The organism is Limnohabitans sp. T6-20 (genome assembly GCF_003063505.1).
GTDB lineage: Bacteria > Pseudomonadota > Gammaproteobacteria > Burkholderiales > Burkholderiaceae_C > Limnohabitans_A.
Window position 1 is genome coordinate 447993 of record NZ_NERW01000003.1, and the last position, 20897, is coordinate 468889.

The window sequence follows — 20897 nt, forward strand, 5'->3', positions numbered from 1 at the left end:
CAGGGGCTGCCTCCCACAAAAAGCTGGGCTGCAGCGTCACACCAGCAAGCCATCAGTCGATGTATTTCAAGCCCGCAGCCGCCAGCGGCTCGCGCATCTTGTACATGTCAAGCCCCAGCACGCCCGAGGCCAGCTTGGCGCGTTTTTCGCCTTCGAAGCTTTCGCGCTTCTGGGCCGCTTCCAGCGTTTGTGCGGCACGGGCAGCAGGCACACACACCACGCCATCGTCATCGGCCACGATCACGTCGCCGGGGTTCACGATCATGCCTGCGCACACCACGGGAATGTTCACCGAGCCCAGAGTGGCCTTGATCGTGCCCTTGCTGCTGATGGCCTTGCTCCACACCGGGAAGTTCATTTTTTGCAGCTCTTTCACATCGCGGACACCGCCATCGATGATCAAGGCACGCGCTCCACGGGCCTGAAACGACGTGGCCAGCAAGTCACCGAAGTAACCATCGGTGCATTCGGCGGTAATGGCTGCAACCACGATGTCGCCGGGCTGAATCTGCTCTGCGGCCACGTGCATCATCCAGTTGTCACCCGGCTGCAGCAAGACCGTGACAGCTGTGCCAGAAACTTGCACGCCGGGATAGATGGGGCGCATGTAGGGCTTCATGAGGCCGACGCGGCCCATGGCCTCGTGCACGGTGGCCGAGCCCAGAGCAGCCAAACCATCGGTGGCTGCGCGGTCCGCGCGGGTGATGTTGCGGTAAACAACGCCGAGTTCGTACATGGTGTTCTCCAAATTTTCTTTGTGTGGCTTGGTGGGAGGTCGCCCCCGCGACCGAATGGCGGTGGTCCATTGGCATTCGGCTGCAGGGGCAGCCTCCCAAAAAATAGAGCTGTTTACTGGCCTTTGGCCTTGAGCTGGTCGTCCAGCCGCTTGAACACGCGGCGGGCATTACCTTCGTAGACCATGTAACGCTCTTCGTCGTTCAGGTTGGCCGTGGCTTGCACATAGCGCTTGGTGTCATCAAAGTAGTGACCAGTCTCGGGGTCGATGCCGCGCACTGCGCCGATCATCTCGGACGCAAACAGGATGTTCTTGACCGGAATGACTTTGGTCAGCAGGTCGATGCCGGGCTGGTGGTACACGCAGGTGTCAAAGAAGATGTTGTTCAGCAGGTGCTCCGACAGCAAAGGCTTTTTGAGCTCTTGCGCCAAACCCCGGAAACGCCCCCAGTGGTAAGGCACCGCACCGCCGCCGTGCGGGATCAGGAACTTCAGCGTCGGGAAGTCCTTGAACAGATCGCTGGTCAGGCACTGCATGAAGGCGGTGGTGTCGGCGTTCAGGTAGTGCGCGCCGGTGGTGTGAAAGCAGCTGTTGCAGCTGGTCGAGACGTGGATCATCGCGGGGATGTCGTACTCCACCATCTTTTCGTAAATGGGGTACCAGGCCTTGTCAGACAGCGGTGGCGAAGTCCAGTGGCCGCCCGATGGGTCGGGGTTCAGGTTGATGCCCACATTGCCGTATTGCTCCACGCACTTGACCAGCTCGGGGATGCAGGTGGCGGGGTCCACGCCAGGCGACTGGGGCAGCATGGCCGCAGGCACGAAGTGGTCGGGGAAGAGTTGCGCCACGCGGAAGCACAGCTCGTTGCAGATGGCGGCCCAGGTGGACGAGACGTTGAAGTCGCCAATGTGGTGGGCCATGAAGCTGGCGCGGGGGCTGAAGATGGTGATGTCCGAGCCGCGCTCTTTCATCTTCGCCAGCTGGTTGGTCTCGATGGTCTCGCGCAGTTCATCGTCGCTGATTTTCAGCTCGGAGACTTTGGGCATGGACGCGGGGTCCTTGATGCCGGCGATCTGGCGGTTGCGCCAATCTTCCAGCGCCTTGGGGGCGGTGGTGTAGTGCCCGTGCACATCAATGATCAAGGGATTGCTTTTGCTCATGGGAGTTCCTAGGGTGACCGTGTTTCTGCCAGCGATTGTGCAGGCACACTCGCGCACAACCCAGCCCCTAGGTCAACTAGCAGATAGAACAAATACGCATAACCAAGCCATCGATATGACAAAATCACACCAACGGAGTGGATTTCCATGGACCTCAAACAGCTCGAATACTTTGTGCGCGTGGCAGAACTGGGCAGTTTCACCCGCGCAGCCCAAGCTCTGAACATCGCGCAGCCCGCGCTCAGCCGCCAGGTGCGCCTGCTCGAAGTCGAGCTGAGGCAAAACCTGCTGGTGCGCAATGGGCGGGGGGCCACGCCCACCCAGGCGGGGCAGTTGCTGCTGGAGCATGGCCGGGGCATCTTGCACCAGGTCGAGCGGGCGCGCGAAGAACTGGGCCGGGTGCGCAGCGGCCTGTCGGGCCGCGTGGCGCTGGGCCTGCCGCCCAGCGTGGCGCGCATGCTGACGGTGCCTTTGACGCGTGCTTTCAGGCAGCGCATGCCCGAGGCCCAGCTGTCCATCAGCGAAGGGCTGTCGACGGCCATGCAAGAGAACCTGCAAAACGGCCGCCTAGACATTGCCGTGCTCTACAACCCCAACCAAGTCGCAGGCATTGAGCACACGCCGCTGGTGCAGGAAGAATTGCTGCTGGTGCAGCCGCGCCCACCGGGCCTGCAAGAAGACCCGCCACCGCCGCCCATCGCTTTGAGGGATGTTGCAAATTTGCCGCTGGTCATCCCCACCCGCCCGAACGCGATTCGCATGCACGTCGAATCTGAAATGGCCGCGATTGGGTGTCGTCCACAGATTGCACTGGAGATTGACGGTGTGAGCGCGATCCTCGACTTGGTGGCCGATGGTGCGGGTTGCGCCATCCTGTCGCGCAATGCGGTCATGCGCTCGGTGCGTCCCTCGGCGTTTGCGGTGCGACAAGTGTCAGACCCTGCACTGACCATCCAGCTGACCACGGCAGTCAGCTCGCTGCGACCAACCACCTTGACCCAGCAAGCCACCTTGGCACTGATCAACGAGGTGGCACAAAACTGGTTGCAAGCAGGTTGAACACGTCAAAAATGTGATCCTGAATCCATTCAGTCAGATGGCTGCTGGGTGGACCGGTTGAATCCAGCTTGTTCGTCGGGTGTTTTTCACGTTCAGAATGAAGCGTGCTGCAACACCCACAACAAGGCACTTAGGCTAAAGAACGACACCACAGTCGTCACCAGCAAAGTGGCCGCGCTGATGGCGCCGTGGCCATGGCGCTGGCTCAGGATGGTGTAAATGCCCAGCATCGGCAAAGCACCGGTGAGCAAGGCCGCCGAGCGCAAGGCGGGGTCGTTGACCGGCACCACCCAGGTCAGCACGCCCCACATGGCCAGCGGGTGCAACAGCAATTTGCCGAACACGATTTGAGAGACCGTGCCTTTGAGGCCTTCGACCTTCAAGCCCACCAAGGAGCCGCCGATCACAAACAAGGACAAAGCCGCACTGGCCTGCGCAAACAAATTCACCGTGCGTCCCAGTGGTGCAGGCATGGCCCAGCCCGACAAGGAAAAGAGAAAACCACCCAAGATGCCCCAAATCATCGGGTTTTTGAGCAAGTTCTTGAGCGTTTGCCACAAGGCCTGCTTCCACTGGCCAGGCTGGCCGCCCTCCGAGTCAGCCACCGCCAGCAAAAAGGGAATCATCAACAGGTTTTCGACCACCATGTTGAGCGCCAAAGCCACGCCTGCGACCGGCCCCAAGGTCAACAACATGATGGGGTACCCCACAAAACCACTGTTGGGGCAAGACATGCCCATGACCATCATGCTGCTGTAACTCAGGCTGTGGCCTTTGACCTTGCGGGCCCAGAACAGCCCACCCAAGATCACCACCATCGAGCCCAAGGCATAGGCCAGCAGGTAGTGGGCATTGAGGATTTCACCGATGCTGCGCTGCGACAAGGCATTGAACAGCAGAGCGGGCAAGGCCAAGTTGATGGTGAATTTGCCGAACACTTGCATGTCGGCTTTGGCGAACAGCCCTTGGCGGGTGGAAAGGTAGCCCAGCGCAATGGCCAGGTAGATCGGGCCGGTGATGCCCAGGATTTCAAGCGTGGCGTTCATTCGAATGTGTTGGCAGAAATGCGCAAAATTTTCACCCGATTGTCCGCCATCGCTGGCATCTACTGCCGCAAGGCAGATGGTGCTTTACAAATCCAGCACCAGGCGCGCCGTCTGGCTGCGTGAGCAGCACACCATGATGCAGTCGCCTTTTTCCTGCTCCTCGGGGGTCAGGTACATGTCCCAGTGGTCGGGCGTGCCGGCCACCACTTTGGTCAGGCAAGTGCCGCAAATGCCTTCCGAGCAGGAAAACGGCACATCGTGTCCAGCGTCTTGCAGCACTTTGAGGATGGACTGGTCTTTGGTGACTTGCAGGATTTGCCCACTTTTTTGCAGTTGCACTTCAAAAGTGCCATCGGCCGCGATCGGGGTCTGGCTCAGGTCGAGGGTGTTCATGCGGTGACTCCGGGGTTGTTTTCTTCGGCCAGCAAGCGGTCAATGATGCGGCGCGATTGCACACCGCCTGAATCGATGTTGAGCATGAGCAGTTTGCGCTCGGGCCACTTGCTGATATTGGCCTGCTGCAATTGCAGCATCTCCATGTCTTCATTGAAGATGCCGCCCTGCCCTGTGCGGATTTTGTCGGTCAGCTCAGCGTCGTGAGGTTTGAACTGGCGCGCCATGCCCCAGTGGTACCAGTGCGAGGTTTCGGTCTCGGGTGTGATGAAGTCCACCACCACGCTGTAGGCCTTGTGCTCGGGGGCCGCGTCAAAGCCCCCCTTGCCCGCCAGCGCCACGCCCACGTCGATCATGACGTGGCTGGGCGGCGAAAAGCGGCAAATCTGCCAGCGGTCCACTTTGGCCTGTGGGTCCAGGCCGTTGGCACTCATGGCCATTTGCCAAAACGGGGGCGCCTGAATGCCCTCCATGTGACGCTGCAAGATGACTTTGTCGCCGTCCACCTTGGTCTCGCAAGGCGTCTCGTCGATCTCGGGCTGGCCGATGCTGTTGGCGTGCACATAGGTTTCGTGCGTCAGGTCCATCAGGTTGTCGATCATCAGGCGGTAATCGGCCTTGACGTGGTACAGCCCGCCGCCATAGGCCCAGGCCGGGTTGTCAAAAAACTCGAACACCGGCATCTGCGATTCATCCACCTTGGCCTGGTCGCCGGGCCAGACCCAGACAAAGCCATAACGCTCGACCACGGCGTAGCTCTTGACGGCCGGAAAGCCGCGCACGCGTTGCCCCGGCATGTGCACGGTTTTGCCCTCACAGCCCATCTCCAGGCCGTGGTAGCCGCACACCAGCTTGCCGTTGCAGACTTTGCCCAGCGACAAAGGCGCACCACGGTGCGGGCAAAAATCTTCGACCGCCGCCACTTTGCCCTCGGGGCCTTTGAAGAACGCCATCTGCTCGTTGCAAATGGTGCGGCCCAGCGGCTTGTCGCCCAGAGCATTCAGGTCGGCCAAGGAGCAGGCCACATACCAGGTGTTTTTGATGAACATGTTGTCCTCTCTCATCCAATTCAAAGCTTGCGGGCCACGCCCAGCAGGCTGTCCAGCAGTTCGGGGTTTTGGCGCAGCGTGTCGGCATCGCTGGCATGCACCACGTTGCCGTGGTCCAGCACCACAGCGCGGTGGCTGATCTTCAAAATCGCTTGCGGGTGCTGCTCCACGATGATGGCCGACAAGCCTTCTTCGCGGGTGATGCGGGCAATCGCACGCAACAGCTCTTCCACGATGATCGGGGCCAGGCCTTCGAGCGGCTCGTCGAGCAAGAGCAAGCGCGGGTTGAGCACCAGCGCCCGGCCCACAGCCAGCATTTGCTGCTCGCCGCCCGACAGCTGCGTGCCCAGATTGGTTTTGCGCTCGGCCAGGCGCGGGAACATCTCGTACACCCGCTCAGGCGTCCAGGCTCGGCTGGCCCGACCGGGGCGTGCGACGGCGGTCAGGTTTTCGTGCACCGTGAGCGATTTGAAGATGTTGCGCTCTTGCGGCACCCAGCCGATACCGGCCGCCGCCCGCTCGTGCGAGGGCAAGGTGTGCAGCGGCTGGCCGCCCAAAAAGATTTGCCCGCCATGCTGGCGCGTGGCCCCGGCCAGCGTGTCCATCAACGTGGTCTTGCCGGTGCCGTTGCGGCCCAGCAGGGCCAGGGTTTCGCCTTCGCCCAGCGACAGGCTCACGTCATTGAGGACCACCGCTTCGCCATAACCGGCACGCAGGTTGTCCACCTTCAACAATTCAGCCATGGGCCACCTCCTCGCCATGCCCCAGATACACCGCCTTGACTTGCGGGTCGGCCGCAATCGTCTCGGGTGTGCCCTCGGTCAGCACCGCGCCATTGACCAGCACGGTGATGCGGTCGGCAAATTCAAACACCAGGTCCATGTCGTGCTCGATCAGCAAAACAGACACTTCGGCGGGCAGAGCGGCCACGGTCTGCAACAGTTCTTCACGCTCGCCCGCAGGCACCCCAGCCACCGGCTCGTCGAGCAGCAGCACTTTAGGCTCGCAGGCCAGCGCAATCGCCATCTCCAGCAAACGGCGCTTGCCATAAGCCAGGTGCTCGGTACGCTGGTGCATGACTTCGGTCAGGCGAAAGAGTTCCAGCAACTGTTCACAACGCGTGACCACGGCGGTGTCTTGCCCAAGCTTTTGCCACCATCGCCCGCCCAGGCCGCGCTGCTGCGAGACCACCATGGCCAGGGTTTGCAGCGGCGTCATGCTGGCAAACAGCTGGTTGATCTGGAAGGTGCGCACCAGGCCGCGCCGTACACGCTGGTGCGGTGCCAACTGGCTGATGTCTTCGCCCAGCAGTTCGATGCGGCCCGAGGTGGGCGGCAACACGCCGGTCAGCAGGTTGATCAACGTGGTTTTGCCTGCGCCGTTGGGCCCGATCAGCGCATGGCGTGCGCCCAGACGCAAGTCCAGGTTCACGTGGTCGGTGGCGGTGATGCCACCGAACTGTTTAACGAGGCCCTGGGCCTTCAAGACAACAGGCTGGTTCATGACAACTTGATTCATTGGGCACCGCCTTTGGGGTCTGCAGCGCGTCCAAACCACTGCCAGGGCCGGATGAGACGTTCGCGACCGACCATGACCAACACCACCAAAAACAGACCAATCCAGAAAGTCCAGTACTGCGGGGTGATGCCCGAAATCACGTCGTGCATGAGCTTGAACACCACCGCACCGACCACGCCGCCGTAGAGCCAGCCCACACCACCGATGACCAGCATCAGCATCACGTCGGCAGAGCGCTCCAAAGCAAACACATCCAGCGAGGCGAAGCCAGTGGTTTGCGCCATCAGGGCACCCGCCGCACCGGCCAAGGTTGCAGCCAAGGTATAGACCACCGCCAAACGGTTGTGCACCGGAATGCCAATGGCCATGGCGCGCAGCGGGTTGTCGCGAACGGCCATGAGCGTGGCGCCCCAGGGCGAATTCACCCAACGCCGCGCCAGCACAAACAAGAGCAGCAAGATCGTCAACGAATACCAGGCAGCTGTCTGACCATACAGATCAAACTCAAAGCGCCCCAGCAACGGGCCCATCATCACGCCCTGTAAACCGTCTGAACCACCCGTGAGCCAATCCAGCTTGTTGGCCAATTCCATCAGGATCAGCGCCATGCCCAACGTGACCATCAGGCGCGTCAAGTCGGTGCCGCGCAAGATGGTGAGCGAACACAGCGCGCCCAACAACGTGGCGCAGCCCATGCCAAACATCAGGCCCACCAGCGGGTCGGGCATGACGTGTTTGGCAAACAGGGCCGAGGCATACGCGCCAAAACCCAAAAACGCGGCGTGCCCCAGCGACACGATGCCGGTGTAGCCCAGCACCAGGTCCAGAGAGATCGCGAACAAGGCGACGATGGCCACCTCATTAACGATCAGCGCATGACCTGGAAAAGCGAAAGGCATGGCAAAGACCAACAGCCAGACCAGGGGTTCCCAGCCGCGCATGCGGGCTGCCGATAAAAGTTGCGTACGCGCATCCATTGAATTGCTCATGTCAGCGGCCTCCCTTGCGCACAAACAGCCCTTGCGGACGCCAGATCAAAATCGCGATCATCAGTGAATAGACGATGAACGAACCGAGCTTGGGCATGTAGTACTTGCCCGCCACATCGGCAATGCCCAGCAGCAACGCCGCCCACAGTGGCCCGGTGATCGACGAGGTGCCACCCACTGCCACCACGATCAAAAAGTACACCATGAACTTGAGCGGAAAGGTCGGGTCCAAGCCCAGCACTTCAGCACCCAGCGCCCCGCCCAAACCGGCCAGACCCGAGCCCATGGCAAAGGTGGCGGCAAAGATCAGGTTCACGCGGATGCCCAAGCCCGCAGCCACACGCGCATCGTCCACGCTGGCGCGCAAGCGGCTGCCAAAGCGGGTTTTGGCCAGCACAAACTGCAGGCCCACCGTGAGCGCCGCGCACACCGCGATGATGAACAGACGGTAGTGGCCCATGCCTAATTCAAAGACTTCGCCCGCCCACAGCTCGGTGCGACCACGCAGCCATTCGGGCAGCTGCATGATCTGTTGCTGCGAGCCCATGAAGTAATCGACACTGGCCACCGACATGAACGTCAGACCGATGGAGAACAACACCTGATCCAGGTGCGGCTTGCGGTACATGTGCCGGTAAAGCGTTCGCTCCAGCACCGCGCCCAGCAAGGCTGCACCGGCAAAAGCGATGGGCAGGCACCACAAAAAGGGCACATCCCAGCGCTGCATCAGCATCACCGTCAAATACCCACCCACCATGGCAAAGGCCCCGTGCGCCAGGTTGATGAAGTTCATCAAACCCATGGTCACAGACAGGCCCACGGCCAATATGAAAAGCAGCATGCCGTAGGCAATGCCGTCGAAAAGAATGGTCAGCATGTGATGGGTACAGATTGTTTTGGGTAGGGGTGCGCTCCTACAAAGGAAACGACTTACTTGGCCTTGCCTGGGTCTTTCACGTCCTTGATGGTCGCGAATTCCTGGTTGTAAAGCTGGCCATTGACCTTCTCCACTTTGCGGATGTAGATGTTGTGCACCACGTCACGGGTTTGCGCGTCGATGAACATCGGGCCACGGGGGCTTTCAAACACCTGACCTTTCATCGCGTCGAGCAGGGCCTGACCGCCTGTACCTTTGGTGGCCTTGGCGGCTTCGTAGATCACGCGCATGCCGTCATAGCCGCCCACGGCCATGAAGTTGGGACGCAAGCCGTTGTTGGCTTTTTCAAAAGCAGCCACAAACTTTTTGTTCAGTGCCGAGTTGTGCGATGCCGAATAGTGGTGTGAGGTCACCACGCCATTGGCCACTTCGCCCATGCCGTTCAAGATGTCGTCGTCGGTGATGTCACCGGTGCCAATCAGCTTGATGCCCGCTTTGTCCAAGCCCCGCTCGGCGAACTGCTTCATCAAAGGCGCGCCAATGCCCGAGGGCACGAACACATAGACCGCATCAGGCTTGAGGTCGCGCACTTTTTGCAGGAAGGGCGCGAAGTCAGGGTTGCGCATGGGCACGCGCAGGGTGTCGAGCACCTGCCCCCCGTTGAAGATCAAGCGGTCCTTGAAGTACTTTTCAGCATCGATACCGGGGCCGTAATCGGCGACCAAGGTCACGACTTTCTTGATGCCGTTGTTGGGTGCCCAGTCGGCAATGGCCACTGCCGCTTGAGGCAGCGTGAAGCTGGTGCGGATGATGAAAGGCGAGGCTTCGGTGATGCTCGATGTGGCCGCCGCCATCACCACCAGCGGGGTTTTGGACTGGGTGGCAATGGGTGCTGTGGCCAGCGCCAGCGGGGTCAGGCCAAAACCGGCCAGCACGCTGACTTTTTCGTTCACGACCAACTCTTGCGCGATGCGCTTGGTCACGTCCGGCGCGCTGGTGTCGTCTTTCACGATCAGCTCGACTTTTTTGCCCGCCACGGTGTCGCCGTTCTGCGCGATGTACAGGCGGGCGGCCGCTTCGATCTGCTTGCCGGTGGAGGCAAACGGGCCGGTCATCGGCAGGATCAGGCCGATCTTGAACTTGTCTTGCGCCATGGCGGTGGTGGCGCTGGCGGCCAGGGCAGCGCAGGCGATGGCGCGAAGGAAAAACCGTTTTTGCATGCTTGTCTCCTGAAAGGAAAGGTGGGTAAAAAAGATCACAGAGGAAGAAATCATGGCGATCCGAGCTCAGTCATGACGGGTCAGTCGCTGCGGATCAGTTGCACGCCCGGCGTGCCGGCCAGGGCCGGGTTTTGCCGCGCCAGGCGCATGTTGTTCTGAGCGATGCGCGAGTGCTCGCGCATCAGCGCTTCGGCGCGGCCTGCTTCACGCCGCTCAATGGCGTCGAGCACCTGCCGGTGCTGGTGCTGCGCCACCACCAGCATGTCACGGGCACCCGGGTGGTGCGCCTGCACCCCCACAAAACCCGAAGCCGAGGCAAACGGCAAACTGGCTGCCCGTTCGATCTCGCGGGCCAGCACATCGCTGTCGGCCATGCTGGCCAGCTGCTTGTGAAACCGCCCGTTCAAAACCACATAAGCCGAAAACATCTCGTCGTTGAATGCCGCATCACGCAGCGCCAGATCGATCTGATCCAGGCATTCACGGGCTTCTTTGAGCAAACGGGCCTTGACGCCCCGCTCTGCGGCCAGCCGGGCGGCCAAACCCTCCAGTGTGCCACGCAGCTCGATCGCATCGGCCACTTCGCGCTCGGAAAAGGTGCGCACCGCATAACCGCCGCCGGGCAGCGGCTCCAGCAAGCCTTCCTGGCCCAAGCGCATCAGGGCAGCGCGGATCGGTGTGCGCGACATGCCAAGGCGCTCCACCAGCGCCAGCTCGGCAATCCGCGCCCCGGCAGGCAGGTCGCCCGCCAGAATCAGTTCGCGCAAGCGCTGCTGGGCCTTGACGGCTTGGGAGCCGCCTTCTTCAGCGGTTTCTGAATCGGCGAGACGAACGGGGGTGGCAGACATGGCGCAATCGATAAAAACGCGATTAGAACATCCAGGACCGGTTCGCTGTATACAGGGAAGCCCTTAAAACCCCATTATTTGGTCAAATATTGGGCATTCAGATGTTTTTTGTATTCAATGAATGCCTCCGATACTTTGGCAACAGCAAGCGACAATCGGAAACCCGATGGAAAACCACGATGAATTTGCACCTGCTGGACTTTGATTGCAGCGAAGACGCCGACGGCGTAACCTGCTGGGACGCGCTGGCACACCCCCAGGGCACGCACACTTCTGCACTGTTGCAAGAGGCCGAGCAAGTGCTGACCTGGGCCCACCATTGGGGCCGCCAATTCAGTGCCACAGGCCCCGGCCCGCTTGAAGACGGTGCCGACTGGGACTTTGACCTGCAAGTCAAGCTGCACTCCGGCACACAAAACACCTCTGCCAGCGCGACCTTCCATGCAGGCCAAAGCACTTTGCAGCTTTGCCCTGAACCCCGGGCCGATCAAACCCTGGAATTGAGCCTGAGCATCAGCGGCACACCCGGTTTTGCCGACGCCTTTCGCCAACACTGGGGCGCCCCCTGAAAGACACCATGCACCACGACACCCCAGCCCCGGTCAGCTTCCGCGAGGCCCTGAAATTCTGGTTCCGGCTCGGCTGCATCAGCTTTGGCGGCCCGGCCGGGCAGATCGCCCTGATGCACACGGAACTGGTCGAACGCCGCCGATGGATTTCAGAAAAACGCTACCTGCACGCCTTGCAATACTGCATGCTGCTACCGGGCCCTGAGGCACAGCAACTGGCCACCTACATGGGCTGGTTGATGCACGGCACACGTGGCGGCATTGCCGCAGGCGCACTGTTTGTGTTGCCATCGCTGTTGCTGATGATCTTGCTGGCCTGGGCCTACAGCGCCTGGGGGCAACACCCCTGGGGCCAAGCCATCCTGTGGGGGCTCAAGCCTGCGGTGACAGCGCTGGTGATCCAGGCGGTGCACCGCATTGGCATGCGCACACTCAAGGCCCGCTGGCTGTGGTGGGTGGCCGGCCTGTCACTGCTGGGCATGATCTGGAACGTGCCTTTCCCGCTCATCGTGGCGGCAGCCGCCTTCACGGGTTGGCAAATGCAAAAACAACACGCTTTGCCTGCAGCTGGGGCCTCGCACGGTGTGTCTCAACCCAACACAGCGTCAGAAGGCCCGGCTTGGCTGGACGACCACAGCCCAGCGCCCGCACACACCCTCTACAGCCATGACCGCCTGATCAAGAAAAGCGCCTTCGGGGTGGGCCTGTGGGTGCTCACGCTGGGCGCGCTCGCCTTGCTGCTCGGCGGTCATCACACACTCACCCGCATGGGCGGCTTTTTCACACAGGCCGCGCTGCTGACCTTCGGCGGCGCTTATGCCGTGCTGCCTTTCGTGACGCATGCGGCTGTCACGCAATACGGCTGGGTCACAGCGGCCCAAATGATGGACGGCTTGGCACTGGGCGAGACCACGCCGGGTCCGCTCATCATGGTCGTGGCTTTCGTCGGCTTTCTGGGCGGACACAGCCAAGCCATCACGGGCTCCCCCCTGCTGGGCGGGATCATCGCGGCTTGTGTGGTGACCTGGTTCACGTTTTTGCCTTCGTTCTTGTTCATCCTGGCAGGTGGTCCCTTTGTCGAATCAACCCGACAGATGCCATCCCTGCAGGGACCGCTCCAAGCCATCACGGCAGCGGTGATCGGCGTCATGGTGCAGCTGGCTGGCGTCTTTGCCCGACAGACCTGGCTGCCCGGCGGCTGGCACATGCTGCCCGACTTCTGGGCCTTTGTGATCACCGGCGTTGCCGCATGGCTGTTGATCAAGCAACAACGCACTGTGGTGCAGGTCATGGGGCTGTGTGTGGTGGTGGGCTTGGCGGTGCAGGCACTTCACTGATTCGATGCGGAGAATCTGCCCTGCACCGACCGTTTCAAAGACTGAAAGCAAAAAACACCATGCTCAATCCACCCGCATCCCCCTTGAAGTTTCCCCGCCTGCTGCTCACGGGCGCGGGCGGCAATCTCGGCCAGAAGCTGCGCCCCCGCCTGAAAGCCTATTGCGACGTGCTGCGCGTGAGCGACCGCCTTGATCTGGGCGCGGCCGCCGCTGGCGAAGAGGTGCACACCGCCGCGCTGGAAGACGCCGATCAGATGATGGCTTTGCTCGACGGCGTGAGCGCCGTGGTGCACATGGGCGGTGTGTCCACCGAGCAACCCTGGGCCCCCATCCTGACGGGCAACATCGTGGGCATGGTCAACCTGTACGAGGCTGCACGCCTGAAGGGTGTCAAGCGCATCGTGTTCGCCAGCTCCAACCATGTGACCGGCTTTTACCGCCAGGACGAGGTGATCAACACCAGCATGCCACCTAAGCCCGATGGCTTTTACGGCCTGTCCAAAGCCTTTGGCGAAGACCTGGCCCAGATGTACTGGGACCGTTGGGGCATAGAGACCGTGAGCATCCGCATTGGTTCCTCAACCCCCGAACCCAAAGACCGCCGCATGCTGGCGACCTGGCTCAGCCATGACGATCTCGAACGTCTGGTGGTCGCTGCGCTCACCGCGCCCATCGTCGGACACAGCATCGTCTACGGCATGTCGGACAACCAAACCACCTGGTGGGACAACACCCATGCCAAACACATTGGTTACCGGCCGCAAGACTCTTCGGATGTGTTCCGCAGCGCGGTGGAAGCTCGCCAGCCATTGGTTGACACGAAAGACCCTGCAGCCATTTACCAGGGCGGTGCGTTTGTAAAAGTCGCGCCCCACGGCTGAAGACAGGTTCTGCATGGGGTATCCTCCAGCCGCAAAAGGAAACCCCATGAGCCACCTGCCCGCTTGCCCCAAATGCCACGACGAATACACCTACGAAGATGGCAACCTGCTGATCTGCCCCAGTTGCGGGCACGAATGGAACCCCACTGAAGCCCCTGCGGCAGAAGCCGCCAAAGTCTGGAAAGACGCCAACGGCAACGTGTTGCAAGACGGTGACACGGTTACCTTGGTCAAGGACCTGAAGATCAAGGGCTCCTCGTCCGTCGTCAAGGTCGGCACCAAAGTGAAGAACATTCGCCTGATTGAGGGTGACCACGACATCGATTGCAAGATCGACGGTTTCGGACCGATGCAGCTCAAAACAGAATTTGTGAAAAAAGTCTGACCACGCACAACAGGTGTCTGCTCACATCAGACAGCCTGTTCTGCGATCCATCACAAAGCGTTATTTTTTGGGATATAAATCAGGATACATGTCTTTCAACAGGCAGCCTGTTTCGCTGTTGGCGGGCATGTTGCCTGTGCGTTGCGCTTCGGCCAATTCGGCCTTGACCTGTTCACGGGTCTTGCAAGGCACCACAGGCTTGGGCGGATAAGCAGATGGGTTGACCTCATTGAGCAAACAGCCCGACTCGCCGGGAGCCATCATGTTGCCCGTGCGCTTGGCCTCTTCCAGCTCAGCCTTGACCTGTTCGCGTGTCTTGCAAGGCACGACCGGCTTGGGCGGGTAGGCGGAAGGATTGACCTCATTGAGCATGCGACCAGTTTGGTCGTTGGCAGGCATGTTTCCCTTCCGAATGGCCTCCTTCAGTTCGTTTTTGACCTGCTCGCGTGTCTTGGGCCCCGCAGAATCTTGCGCCATGACCTGGCCTGAGCACAACGCCAACAGCGTCAGAGTCAGGGCTGAAATTGAGGTTCGCACTTGCATATTGGATTCCTTTCAAAATGAATAAGAACGCTGGCTTTGAGTCCTTCGAGAACGACAAATTCATTCAAGGCTCAGCGTTGCCCTCAATTTAGAAAACCTCTGGGTTGGCGTCTGTGCGTTAATTCACGTCTGCCCCCACGACTGCCATGACAGAAGAATTCCAGATCCACATCCCGCCATCTTTCATGGCGCTTTACGTGCCGCCAGGCAAGATCAAGCCGACTCTCGGCCTACGGGACATGGCCGAGCGCTACGAACTGTGCGAAGACCTGGCCAACTTGCTCACCGAAAAAGCAGCCAACATGCAGTTCACACTAGGCATCACCGAGGAGCTGGTGCTGCAGCAATGCGAGCTGGGTCTGCTGGCAGAGCCTGCAGTGGTCATACCGGTTGAAGCACGCTGGGTGGTGTGTCGCCTGGCGGAGTTGCTCAACTGGCCCATGGACCAGCTGCTGCAAAACCCACCCTTGTCAGATCCTGTCGCCTAAGTCAACTGCTCGGGCTGCCCAAGCTGCCAAGATGCAGGCATGAGCCCACAACACAACGACCTGCAGCGCCTGCTGAACGCCCCCATCTTGCCCACCCTTTTGCGACTGGCCGCACCCAATGTGCTGGCCATGGTCATGACGGTGCTGGTGGGCATTGCAGAAACCTACTACGTGGGCCGCCTGGGCACAGCGCCGCTGGCCGCCATGGCACTGGTGTTTCCGTTTGCCATGCTCACGCAGATGATGTCGGCCGGGGCCATGGGCGGCGGTGTGTCGGCAGCCATCAGCCGTGCTTTGGGCGCATCGGACACCCCACGCGCCCAAACCTTGTTGCTGCATGCGCTGGTCATTGGCATGGGCGCGGGTGTGATCTACAGCGCCATCTTTCTGAGCTTCGGTCCTCACTTGTACAAACTGCTCGGCGGCAAGGGTGCTGTGCTCGAAGAAGCGGTGCGCTATTCCGGTATTTTGTTCACCGGTGCCCTGCTGGTCTGGCTGATCAACACGCTGGCTTCTGTCTTGCGCGGCACGGGGAATATGCGGGCACCGTCCGTGGCGCTGGTGGCCACGGCGTTTTTACAAATTATTTTGGGCGGTGTTCTCTCCTTAGGGGCCGGTCCGGTACCCGCCATGGGCATGGTGGGGGTGGCACTGGGTCACATCATGGCCACGGCGGTTGGCGTGGTCTATTTCTTTTGGTATCTCATCAGTGGACAGGGCCGCCTGACGCTCCAACTGAAAAACTTTGAACTGCAAAAAAGCATGTTTGCGGACATCCTCAAAGTGGGAGCCATCGCCTGCCTGTCGCCGGTGCAATCGGTGCTGGCCATTTTGATTTTTACGGGCATGTTGGCGCAACTGGGCACCGAGGCACTGGCCGGTTATGGCATCGGTCAGCGGCTGGAGTTCTTGTTGATTCCCATCGCTTTTGGCATCGGTGTGGCTTCAGTCCCCATGGTCGGTATGGCCATGGGTTCGGGCAACGTGGTCCGTGCACGGCGCGTGGCCTGGGTCGCTGGGGGCGTGTCGGCCTTCAACCTGGCCGTGATTGGTGCCGTCGTTACATTGGCGCCTGATCTGTGGGCACGGCTGTTCACGCAAGACGAAGCGGTGCTGACGTATGCGCGGCAATATCTGGTGACCGCAGGCCCGGCTTTTCCATTCTTTGGGCTGGGCCTGACGCTCTACTTTGCATCGCAAGGTGCGGGCCAGGTGATTGGTCCGGTGCTGGCGGGCACGGTGCGACTGGCGTTGGTCGCCATTGCGGGTTACTGGTTGTCACAACACCAAGGCACTGCCGAGCATTTTTATGGTCTGGTGGCACTGACCATGGTGCTGTACGGTCTGATCACCGCCGCCGCCGTCAAGATCACGCCGTGGAGCTTGAGCCGCAAAAACTGAAGCGCCAACCCCATCAAAACGTGCGAACGATCACCAAGCCGACAGATGTGCGGGTCACCACCGGCACCAAAAGATATTTATCGGTGGCCCAAGCCCCCAGCGCCGAGCCCAGGGCATGCCAAGCCATGTCCTTGATCTGGCTGTTGCGGTTGGCACCACGCGAAATTTCGTAGCCCTGCTCCAAGACCACTGCGGCCGTGCTCACGGCAAAGCCTATCCATGCGCGGTTTTCCGATTCGCTGTAGATTTTGGTCACGGCACCCGCCAGCAATGCGCCCCCAACCGCATGGCTCAACTCACTGCTCAAACCGTCATAAGCATGGCTGTGGGCGGAACAAAACAACAGCGCGATAGCCCAAAATTTTTTCATGGATTTGCCGCTTTCAACAAATATGCAACTCTAAGACAGAACGCATAAATCGCGGCACTGGATGCGCAAAAGCTTGATCCAGATCAGCATGCCCGCCCACCCGCACGCAGCCAGGGTGGGCATCGCATTCAAGCCGCTTTGTCCAGGCCCAACAAACGCACCGCGTTGTCTTTCAGGATGCCGGGCATCACTTCGGGGCGGAAACCGGCCACTTCAAAGTCTTTCATCCAGCGCTCGGGCGTGATGAGCGGGTAATCGCTGCCAAACAAAATGCGGTCTTTGAGCAGCGTGTTGGCGTACTGGATCAGCTGCTTGGGAAAGTACTTGGGGCTCCACCCCGACAGGTCGATCCACACATTGGGTTTGTGCGTGGCCACGCTCAGGGCTTCGTCTTGCCACGGAAAGCTGGGGTGCGCCATGACGATCTGCATGTCGGGCCAGTCAATCGCCACATCGTCCAGGTGCATGGGGTTGCTGTAGGCCAGACGCAGACCGCCGCCGCAGCGCATGCCCGAGCCAATGCCGCTGTGCCCGGTGTGAAAAATCGCAGGCAGCTTGTATTCGTTGATGACCTCGTAGATCGGCCAGGCCATCTTGTCGTAGGGGTGGTAGCCCTGCACCGTGGGATGAAACTTGAAGCCCTTGATGCCTTCTTCCTTGATCAGGCGCTCGGCCTCACGGGCACCCATCTTGCCCTTGTGCGGGTCGATGCTGGCAAACGCAATCATCATGTCGCTGTTCTCGCGAGCGGCCTTGGCGATTTCCTCGTTCGGGATCCGGCGACGACCCAGCTGCGATTCGCTGTCCACAGTGAACATGACCAGGCCGATCTTGCGCTCGCGGTAATAGGCCACGGTTTCTTCAATGGTCGGGCGGCGGTTGCTGCCAAAGAACTTGTCAGCGGCGCGGTCGTATTCCTCGCCGTAGTTGTCAAAGGGGTTCCAGCAACTCACTTCGGCGTGGGTGTGGATGTCGATGGCGATCAGGTCTTGGTGTTTCATGGTGCGCTCAATTGCGTTGAATTGCGTTGGACACGAGGTTAACGATAGCCGATACGCGCCGTACCGACTTTTGTTTGCAAGCTGAATGCGCAAGCCCCTCCATCCAACCTAGGGTAAATCCCAAGAAGAAAAGTGCAACTGCTTGCGCACAATATCGTTATCAATAATAACCTTCTTGGCCATTGGGTCAAGTCTTCTGAAGGACACCACGATGACACACCCGAGCAACCCCATCCTTGACCGTGCTGCAGCCCATGGCGTTGCTTTGGAGATGCAAGGCACTGTCGCCGTGGTGCGTTTGTGCCGCCCCGCCAAGCGCAACGCCCTCAACGATGGTCTGATCGAAGGACTGCGCGATGTGTTCCAGAACTTGCCTGCTGAAGCGGGTGCGGCCGTGATCCACGGCGAAGGCGACCACTTCTGCGCAGGTCTCGATTTGTCCGAACTGAAAGAGCGCGACGCCGGTGAAGGCATTCACCACTCACGCGGCTGGCACGTCGCTCTCAACGCGATTGAGCAAGGCCGCGTGCCCGTGGTCGCCGCCCTGCACGGTGCGGTGGTGGGTGGCGGGCTGGAGCTGGCCAGCGCCTCGCACATCCGCGTAGCCGACGAAAGCACTTTTTACGCCCTGCCCGAAGGCACGCGCGGCATCTTCGTGGGTGGAGGCGGCTCGGTGCGCGTGCCCAAACTGATTGGCGCAGCCCGCATGACCGACATGATGCTGACAGGCCGCGTCTACAACGCACAAGACGGCGAACGCGTGGGCTTTGCCCAGTACCTGGTGCCCACGGGCACCGCTTTGACCAAGGCCATTGAACTGGCCACCCGCATTGCCACCAACGCCCCCCTGACCAACTTTGCCCTGATGCACGCCCTGCCCCGCATCGCCGAGCAACCGGCCGACCACGGCTTCTTCACCGAAGCGCTGATTTCATCGATTGCACAAGCCGCGCCAGAAGCCAAAGCCCGTGTGCGCGCCTTCCTCGAAGGCAAGGCCGCCAAAGTCCAGAAAACCAACTGAATACCCTGTAGGAGGCCGCCCCCGCGGCCGAATGGACGCCAAGCCACAGTCCTTCTGTCGCAGGGGCAACCTCCTAAAACACCTCACTGAGGAGACAAAAAATGAGCACCCCCAAATTCCGCCCTCTCAAGTTCGGTGTGACCCGCGTCACCGTGCGCGATGGCGTGCCCGGCACGCATTACCTGACGGCCGAGCAGCCCCTGCAGCCTTTTGCAGAGCGAATGACCGACCGCCTGCAACACTGGGCTCAAACCAAGCCCGAGGACACCTTCATGGCCCGCCGCGTCAAGCAGGCCGACGGCAGCACGGGCGACTGGAAGCACATCACCTACGCTCAGGCTTGGGCTAGCGCACGCAGCATTGCGCAAGGCCTGATCAACCGGGGCTTGAGCGCAGATCGCCCCGTGGTCATCCTGAGTGAAAACAGCCTCGAACACGCTCTGCTAGGGCTGGGCTGCATGCTGGCTGGTGTGCCTTTTGTGCCTACCTCGCCGCCGTATTCGCTGGTCAGCGTGGACTACGACAAGCTCAAGCATGTGCTGAAAACCGTGACGCCGGGCATGGTGTTCGCAAGCGACGCCCGCTACGCCAAAGCCATTGCCGCCACCGTCAGCGATGACATGGAAGTGGTGATGTGTGAAGGCGGTGTGGATGGCCGCAACGTGACCTCGTTCGAGAGCCTGTGCGCCACAGCCGCCACGCCTGCGGTGGACGCGGCCATTGCGGCCACCGGCCCCGACACCATCGTCAAGTTCTTGTTCACCAGCGGCTCCACCAAGCTGCCCAAGGCCGTCATCAACACCCAGCGCCTGTGGTGCGCCAACCAGCAGCAAATGGCCCAGTCCATGCCCGTGCTGGCCGAAAAAGAACTGGTCTTGGTCGACTGGCTGCCGTGGAACCACACCTTCGGTGGCAACCACAACGTGGGCATGACGATCTACCACGGCGGCACGCTCTACATCGACGACGGCAAGCCCACCCCCGCCCTGATTGGCGAGACCCTGCGCAACCTGCGCGAGATCGCGCCCACGGTCTACTTCAACGTGCCCACCGGCTTTGAAGCCATTGCCAACGCGATGAAGACCGACGACCAGCTGCGCAAGACCCTGCTGTCGCGTGTGCAGATGTTCTTCTACGCCGGTGCCGCATTGGCCCAGCCGATTTGGGACAGCCTCTACGAATCGCAAGAACGCGAAATCGGTGAGCGCATTGTCATGGGCACGGGCCTGGGCATGACCGAGTCGGGTCCGTTCGGCATCTTCGTGACCAACCCTTTTGTTCAGGCGGGTGATTTGGGCGTGCCCACCCCCGGCCTGGAACTCAAGCTGGTGGACATGCAAGGCAAAACCGAAGTGCGCTACCGCGGCCCCAACATCACGCCGGGCTACTGGCGCAACCCGGAAGAAACCGCAGGCGCGTTTGACGAAGAAGGCTTCTTCAAAACCGGCGATGCGGTCAAGTGGATCGACGAAACCGATGTGCATTTGGGTCTGAAGTTTGACGGCCGCATTGCCGAAGACTTCAAGCTGGCCACGGGCACCTTCGTGAGCGTGGGCCCGCTGCGCGGCAAGATCATTGCCGCAGGCGCCCCCTACATCCAGGACGCGGTGCTCACGGGCCTGAACATGAAGGAAGTCGGTGCCATGATTTTCCCGACGCCTGCCGTGCGTGCGCTCAGCGGCCTGCCTGCTGACGCCCCCCTGGCCGACGTACTGGCCTCTGCGCCTGTGCTCGCCAAGTTCCAGGAGATCGTGAACGAGTTGGCCAAAACCGGCACCGGCAGCGCCAACCGCATCGCCCGCCTGTGCCTGCTGTCTGAGCCGCCCACCATCGACAAAGGCGAGATCACCGACAAGGGCTCAATCAACCAGCGCTCGGTGCTCACCCACCGCGCCGACACCGTGGCGGCGCTGCACGCCGACACGCTGCACTACATCGTTAAACCGACGAACTGACACCATGTGGGAGGCCGCCCCTGCGGCCGAATGTCCCGATACACATCGATT

Annotated in this window: 23 protein-coding genes; 9 read left to right on the forward strand and 14 right to left on the reverse strand. The window is 60.8% G+C overall.

Features of this window, described 5'->3' with window-relative positions:
* Positions 1-52: 52 nt before the first annotated feature.
* Both ligK and B9Z33_RS12835 read right to left on the reverse strand, forming a co-directional pair.
* Positions 53-736 (reverse strand): 4-carboxy-4-hydroxy-2-oxoadipate aldolase/oxaloacetate decarboxylase, encoded by a 684-nt coding sequence (ligK, locus tag B9Z33_RS12830; RefSeq protein WP_108287417.1) that lies wholly within the window; start codon positions 734-736, stop codon positions 53-55.
* Positions 737-849: 113 nt separating this feature from the next.
* Entirely contained in the window at positions 850-1878 is a 1029-nt protein-coding gene (locus tag B9Z33_RS12835; protein ID WP_108287875.1) for an amidohydrolase family protein, read from the reverse strand.
* Between the two features lie 165 nt (positions 1879-2043).
* On the opposite strand from B9Z33_RS12835, the gene B9Z33_RS12840 reads away from it, so the two are divergent.
* The gene (locus B9Z33_RS12840; protein ID WP_108287418.1) at positions 2044-2955 is read left to right on the forward strand and encodes a LysR substrate-binding domain-containing protein; all 912 of its coding nucleotides are present in this window, start codon (positions 2044-2046) and stop codon (positions 2953-2955) included.
* A 92-nt stretch (positions 2956-3047) separates the two neighbouring features.
* Here B9Z33_RS12840 and B9Z33_RS12845 read toward each other — a convergent pair whose 3' ends face one another.
* The 9 genes from B9Z33_RS12845 to B9Z33_RS12885 all read right to left on the reverse strand — a co-directional run bounded on the left by B9Z33_RS12845 (position 3048) and on the right by B9Z33_RS12885 (position 10895).
* On the reverse strand, positions 3048-4001 hold the full coding sequence (locus B9Z33_RS12845) for an AEC family transporter (protein WP_108287419.1): 954 nt from the start codon (positions 3999-4001) through the stop codon (positions 3048-3050).
* 84 nt (positions 4002-4085) lie between these two features.
* On the reverse strand, positions 4086-4394 hold the full coding sequence (locus B9Z33_RS12850) for a 2Fe-2S iron-sulfur cluster binding domain-containing protein (protein ID WP_108287420.1): 309 nt from the start codon (positions 4392-4394) through the stop codon (positions 4086-4088).
* Complete coding sequence (locus tag B9Z33_RS12855) at positions 4391-5443, reverse strand: aromatic ring-hydroxylating dioxygenase subunit alpha (protein ID WP_108287421.1); 1053 nt, start codon at positions 5441-5443, stop codon at positions 4391-4393. The genes B9Z33_RS12850 and B9Z33_RS12855 overlap by 4 nt, the downstream gene beginning before the upstream one ends.
* A 20-nt stretch (positions 5444-5463) precedes the next feature.
* Positions 5464-6186, reverse strand: a complete 723-nt coding sequence (locus B9Z33_RS12860) for an ABC transporter ATP-binding protein (RefSeq protein ID WP_108287422.1) — start codon at positions 6184-6186, stop codon at positions 5464-5466.
* On the reverse strand, positions 6179-6946 hold the full coding sequence (locus tag B9Z33_RS12865) for an ABC transporter ATP-binding protein (protein WP_233252829.1): 768 nt from the start codon (positions 6944-6946) through the stop codon (positions 6179-6181). The genes B9Z33_RS12860 and B9Z33_RS12865 overlap by 8 nt, the downstream gene beginning before the upstream one ends.
* An 11-nt stretch (positions 6947-6957) precedes the next feature.
* Positions 6958-7950, reverse strand: coding sequence for a branched-chain amino acid ABC transporter permease (locus B9Z33_RS12870; protein WP_233252830.1), 993 nt, complete (start codon positions 7948-7950; stop codon positions 6958-6960).
* A 1-nt stretch (position 7951) separates the two neighbouring features.
* On the reverse strand, positions 7952-8827 hold the full coding sequence (locus B9Z33_RS12875) for a branched-chain amino acid ABC transporter permease (RefSeq protein WP_108287424.1): 876 nt from the start codon (positions 8825-8827) through the stop codon (positions 7952-7954).
* A gap of 53 nt (positions 8828-8880) precedes the next feature.
* Positions 8881-10047, reverse strand: coding sequence for an ABC transporter substrate-binding protein (locus tag B9Z33_RS12880; protein WP_108287425.1), 1167 nt, complete (start codon positions 10045-10047; stop codon positions 8881-8883).
* A gap of 80 nt (positions 10048-10127) precedes the next feature.
* Entirely contained in the window at positions 10128-10895 is a 768-nt protein-coding gene (locus B9Z33_RS12885) for a GntR family transcriptional regulator (protein ID WP_108287426.1), read from the reverse strand.
* Positions 10896-11074: 179 nt separating this feature from the next.
* Here B9Z33_RS12885 and B9Z33_RS12890 point away from each other — a divergent pair, with 179 nt between their 5' ends.
* Genes B9Z33_RS12890 through B9Z33_RS12905 form a run of 4 tightly spaced genes read left to right on the forward strand, consistent with a single transcriptional unit; the run spans position 11075 to position 14067 of the window.
* Entirely contained in the window at positions 11075-11464 is a 390-nt protein-coding gene (locus tag B9Z33_RS12890; RefSeq protein WP_108287877.1) for a hypothetical protein, read from the forward strand.
* An 8-nt stretch (positions 11465-11472) separates the two neighbouring features.
* On the forward strand, positions 11473-12801 hold the full coding sequence (gene chrA, locus B9Z33_RS12895) for a chromate efflux transporter (protein WP_108287427.1): 1329 nt from the start codon (positions 11473-11475) through the stop codon (positions 12799-12801).
* 59 nt (positions 12802-12860) lie between these two features.
* On the forward strand, positions 12861-13682 hold the full coding sequence (locus B9Z33_RS12900) for an NAD(P)-dependent oxidoreductase (RefSeq protein WP_108287428.1): 822 nt from the start codon (positions 12861-12863) through the stop codon (positions 13680-13682).
* Between the two features lie 46 nt (positions 13683-13728).
* Positions 13729-14067: a zinc ribbon domain-containing protein YjdM gene (locus B9Z33_RS12905; RefSeq protein ID WP_108287429.1), complete on the forward strand. Its 339-nt coding sequence runs from the start codon at positions 13729-13731 to the stop codon at positions 14065-14067.
* Positions 14068-14127: 60 nt separating this feature from the next.
* Here B9Z33_RS12905 and B9Z33_RS12910 read toward each other — a convergent pair whose 3' ends face one another.
* Positions 14128-14610, reverse strand: coding sequence for a DUF4148 domain-containing protein (locus tag B9Z33_RS12910; protein WP_108287430.1), 483 nt, complete (start codon positions 14608-14610; stop codon positions 14128-14130).
* Between the two features lie 146 nt (positions 14611-14756).
* On the opposite strand from B9Z33_RS12910, the gene B9Z33_RS12915 reads away from it, so the two are divergent.
* Both B9Z33_RS12915 and B9Z33_RS12920 read left to right on the forward strand, forming a co-directional pair.
* On the forward strand, positions 14757-15098 hold the full coding sequence (locus tag B9Z33_RS12915; RefSeq protein ID WP_108287431.1) for an ATPase with chaperone activity: 342 nt from the start codon (positions 14757-14759) through the stop codon (positions 15096-15098).
* Positions 15099-15137: 39 nt separating this feature from the next.
* Positions 15138-16499 carry an MATE family efflux transporter gene (locus B9Z33_RS12920; protein ID WP_108287432.1) on the forward strand — a complete coding sequence of 454 codons (1362 nt, stop codon included), beginning with the start codon at positions 15138-15140 and terminating at the stop codon, positions 16497-16499.
* Between the two features lie 13 nt (positions 16500-16512).
* Here B9Z33_RS12920 and B9Z33_RS12925 read toward each other — a convergent pair whose 3' ends face one another.
* Both B9Z33_RS12925 and B9Z33_RS12930 read right to left on the reverse strand, forming a co-directional pair.
* Entirely contained in the window at positions 16513-16869 is a 357-nt protein-coding gene (locus B9Z33_RS12925; protein ID WP_108287433.1) for a hypothetical protein, read from the reverse strand.
* 128 nt (positions 16870-16997) lie between these two features.
* Complete coding sequence (locus tag B9Z33_RS12930; protein WP_108287434.1) at positions 16998-17870, reverse strand: amidohydrolase family protein; 873 nt, start codon at positions 17868-17870, stop codon at positions 16998-17000.
* Between the two features lie 211 nt (positions 17871-18081).
* Between B9Z33_RS12930 and B9Z33_RS12935 the strand changes: the two genes are divergently transcribed.
* Entirely contained in the window at positions 18082-18891 is an 810-nt protein-coding gene (locus B9Z33_RS12935) for a crotonase/enoyl-CoA hydratase family protein (protein WP_108287435.1), read from the forward strand.
* Between the two features lie 101 nt (positions 18892-18992).
* Positions 18993-20846: a feruloyl-CoA synthase gene (locus B9Z33_RS12940; protein ID WP_108287436.1), complete on the forward strand. Its 1854-nt coding sequence runs from the start codon at positions 18993-18995 to the stop codon at positions 20844-20846.
* Positions 20847-20897: the final 51 nt, after the last annotated feature.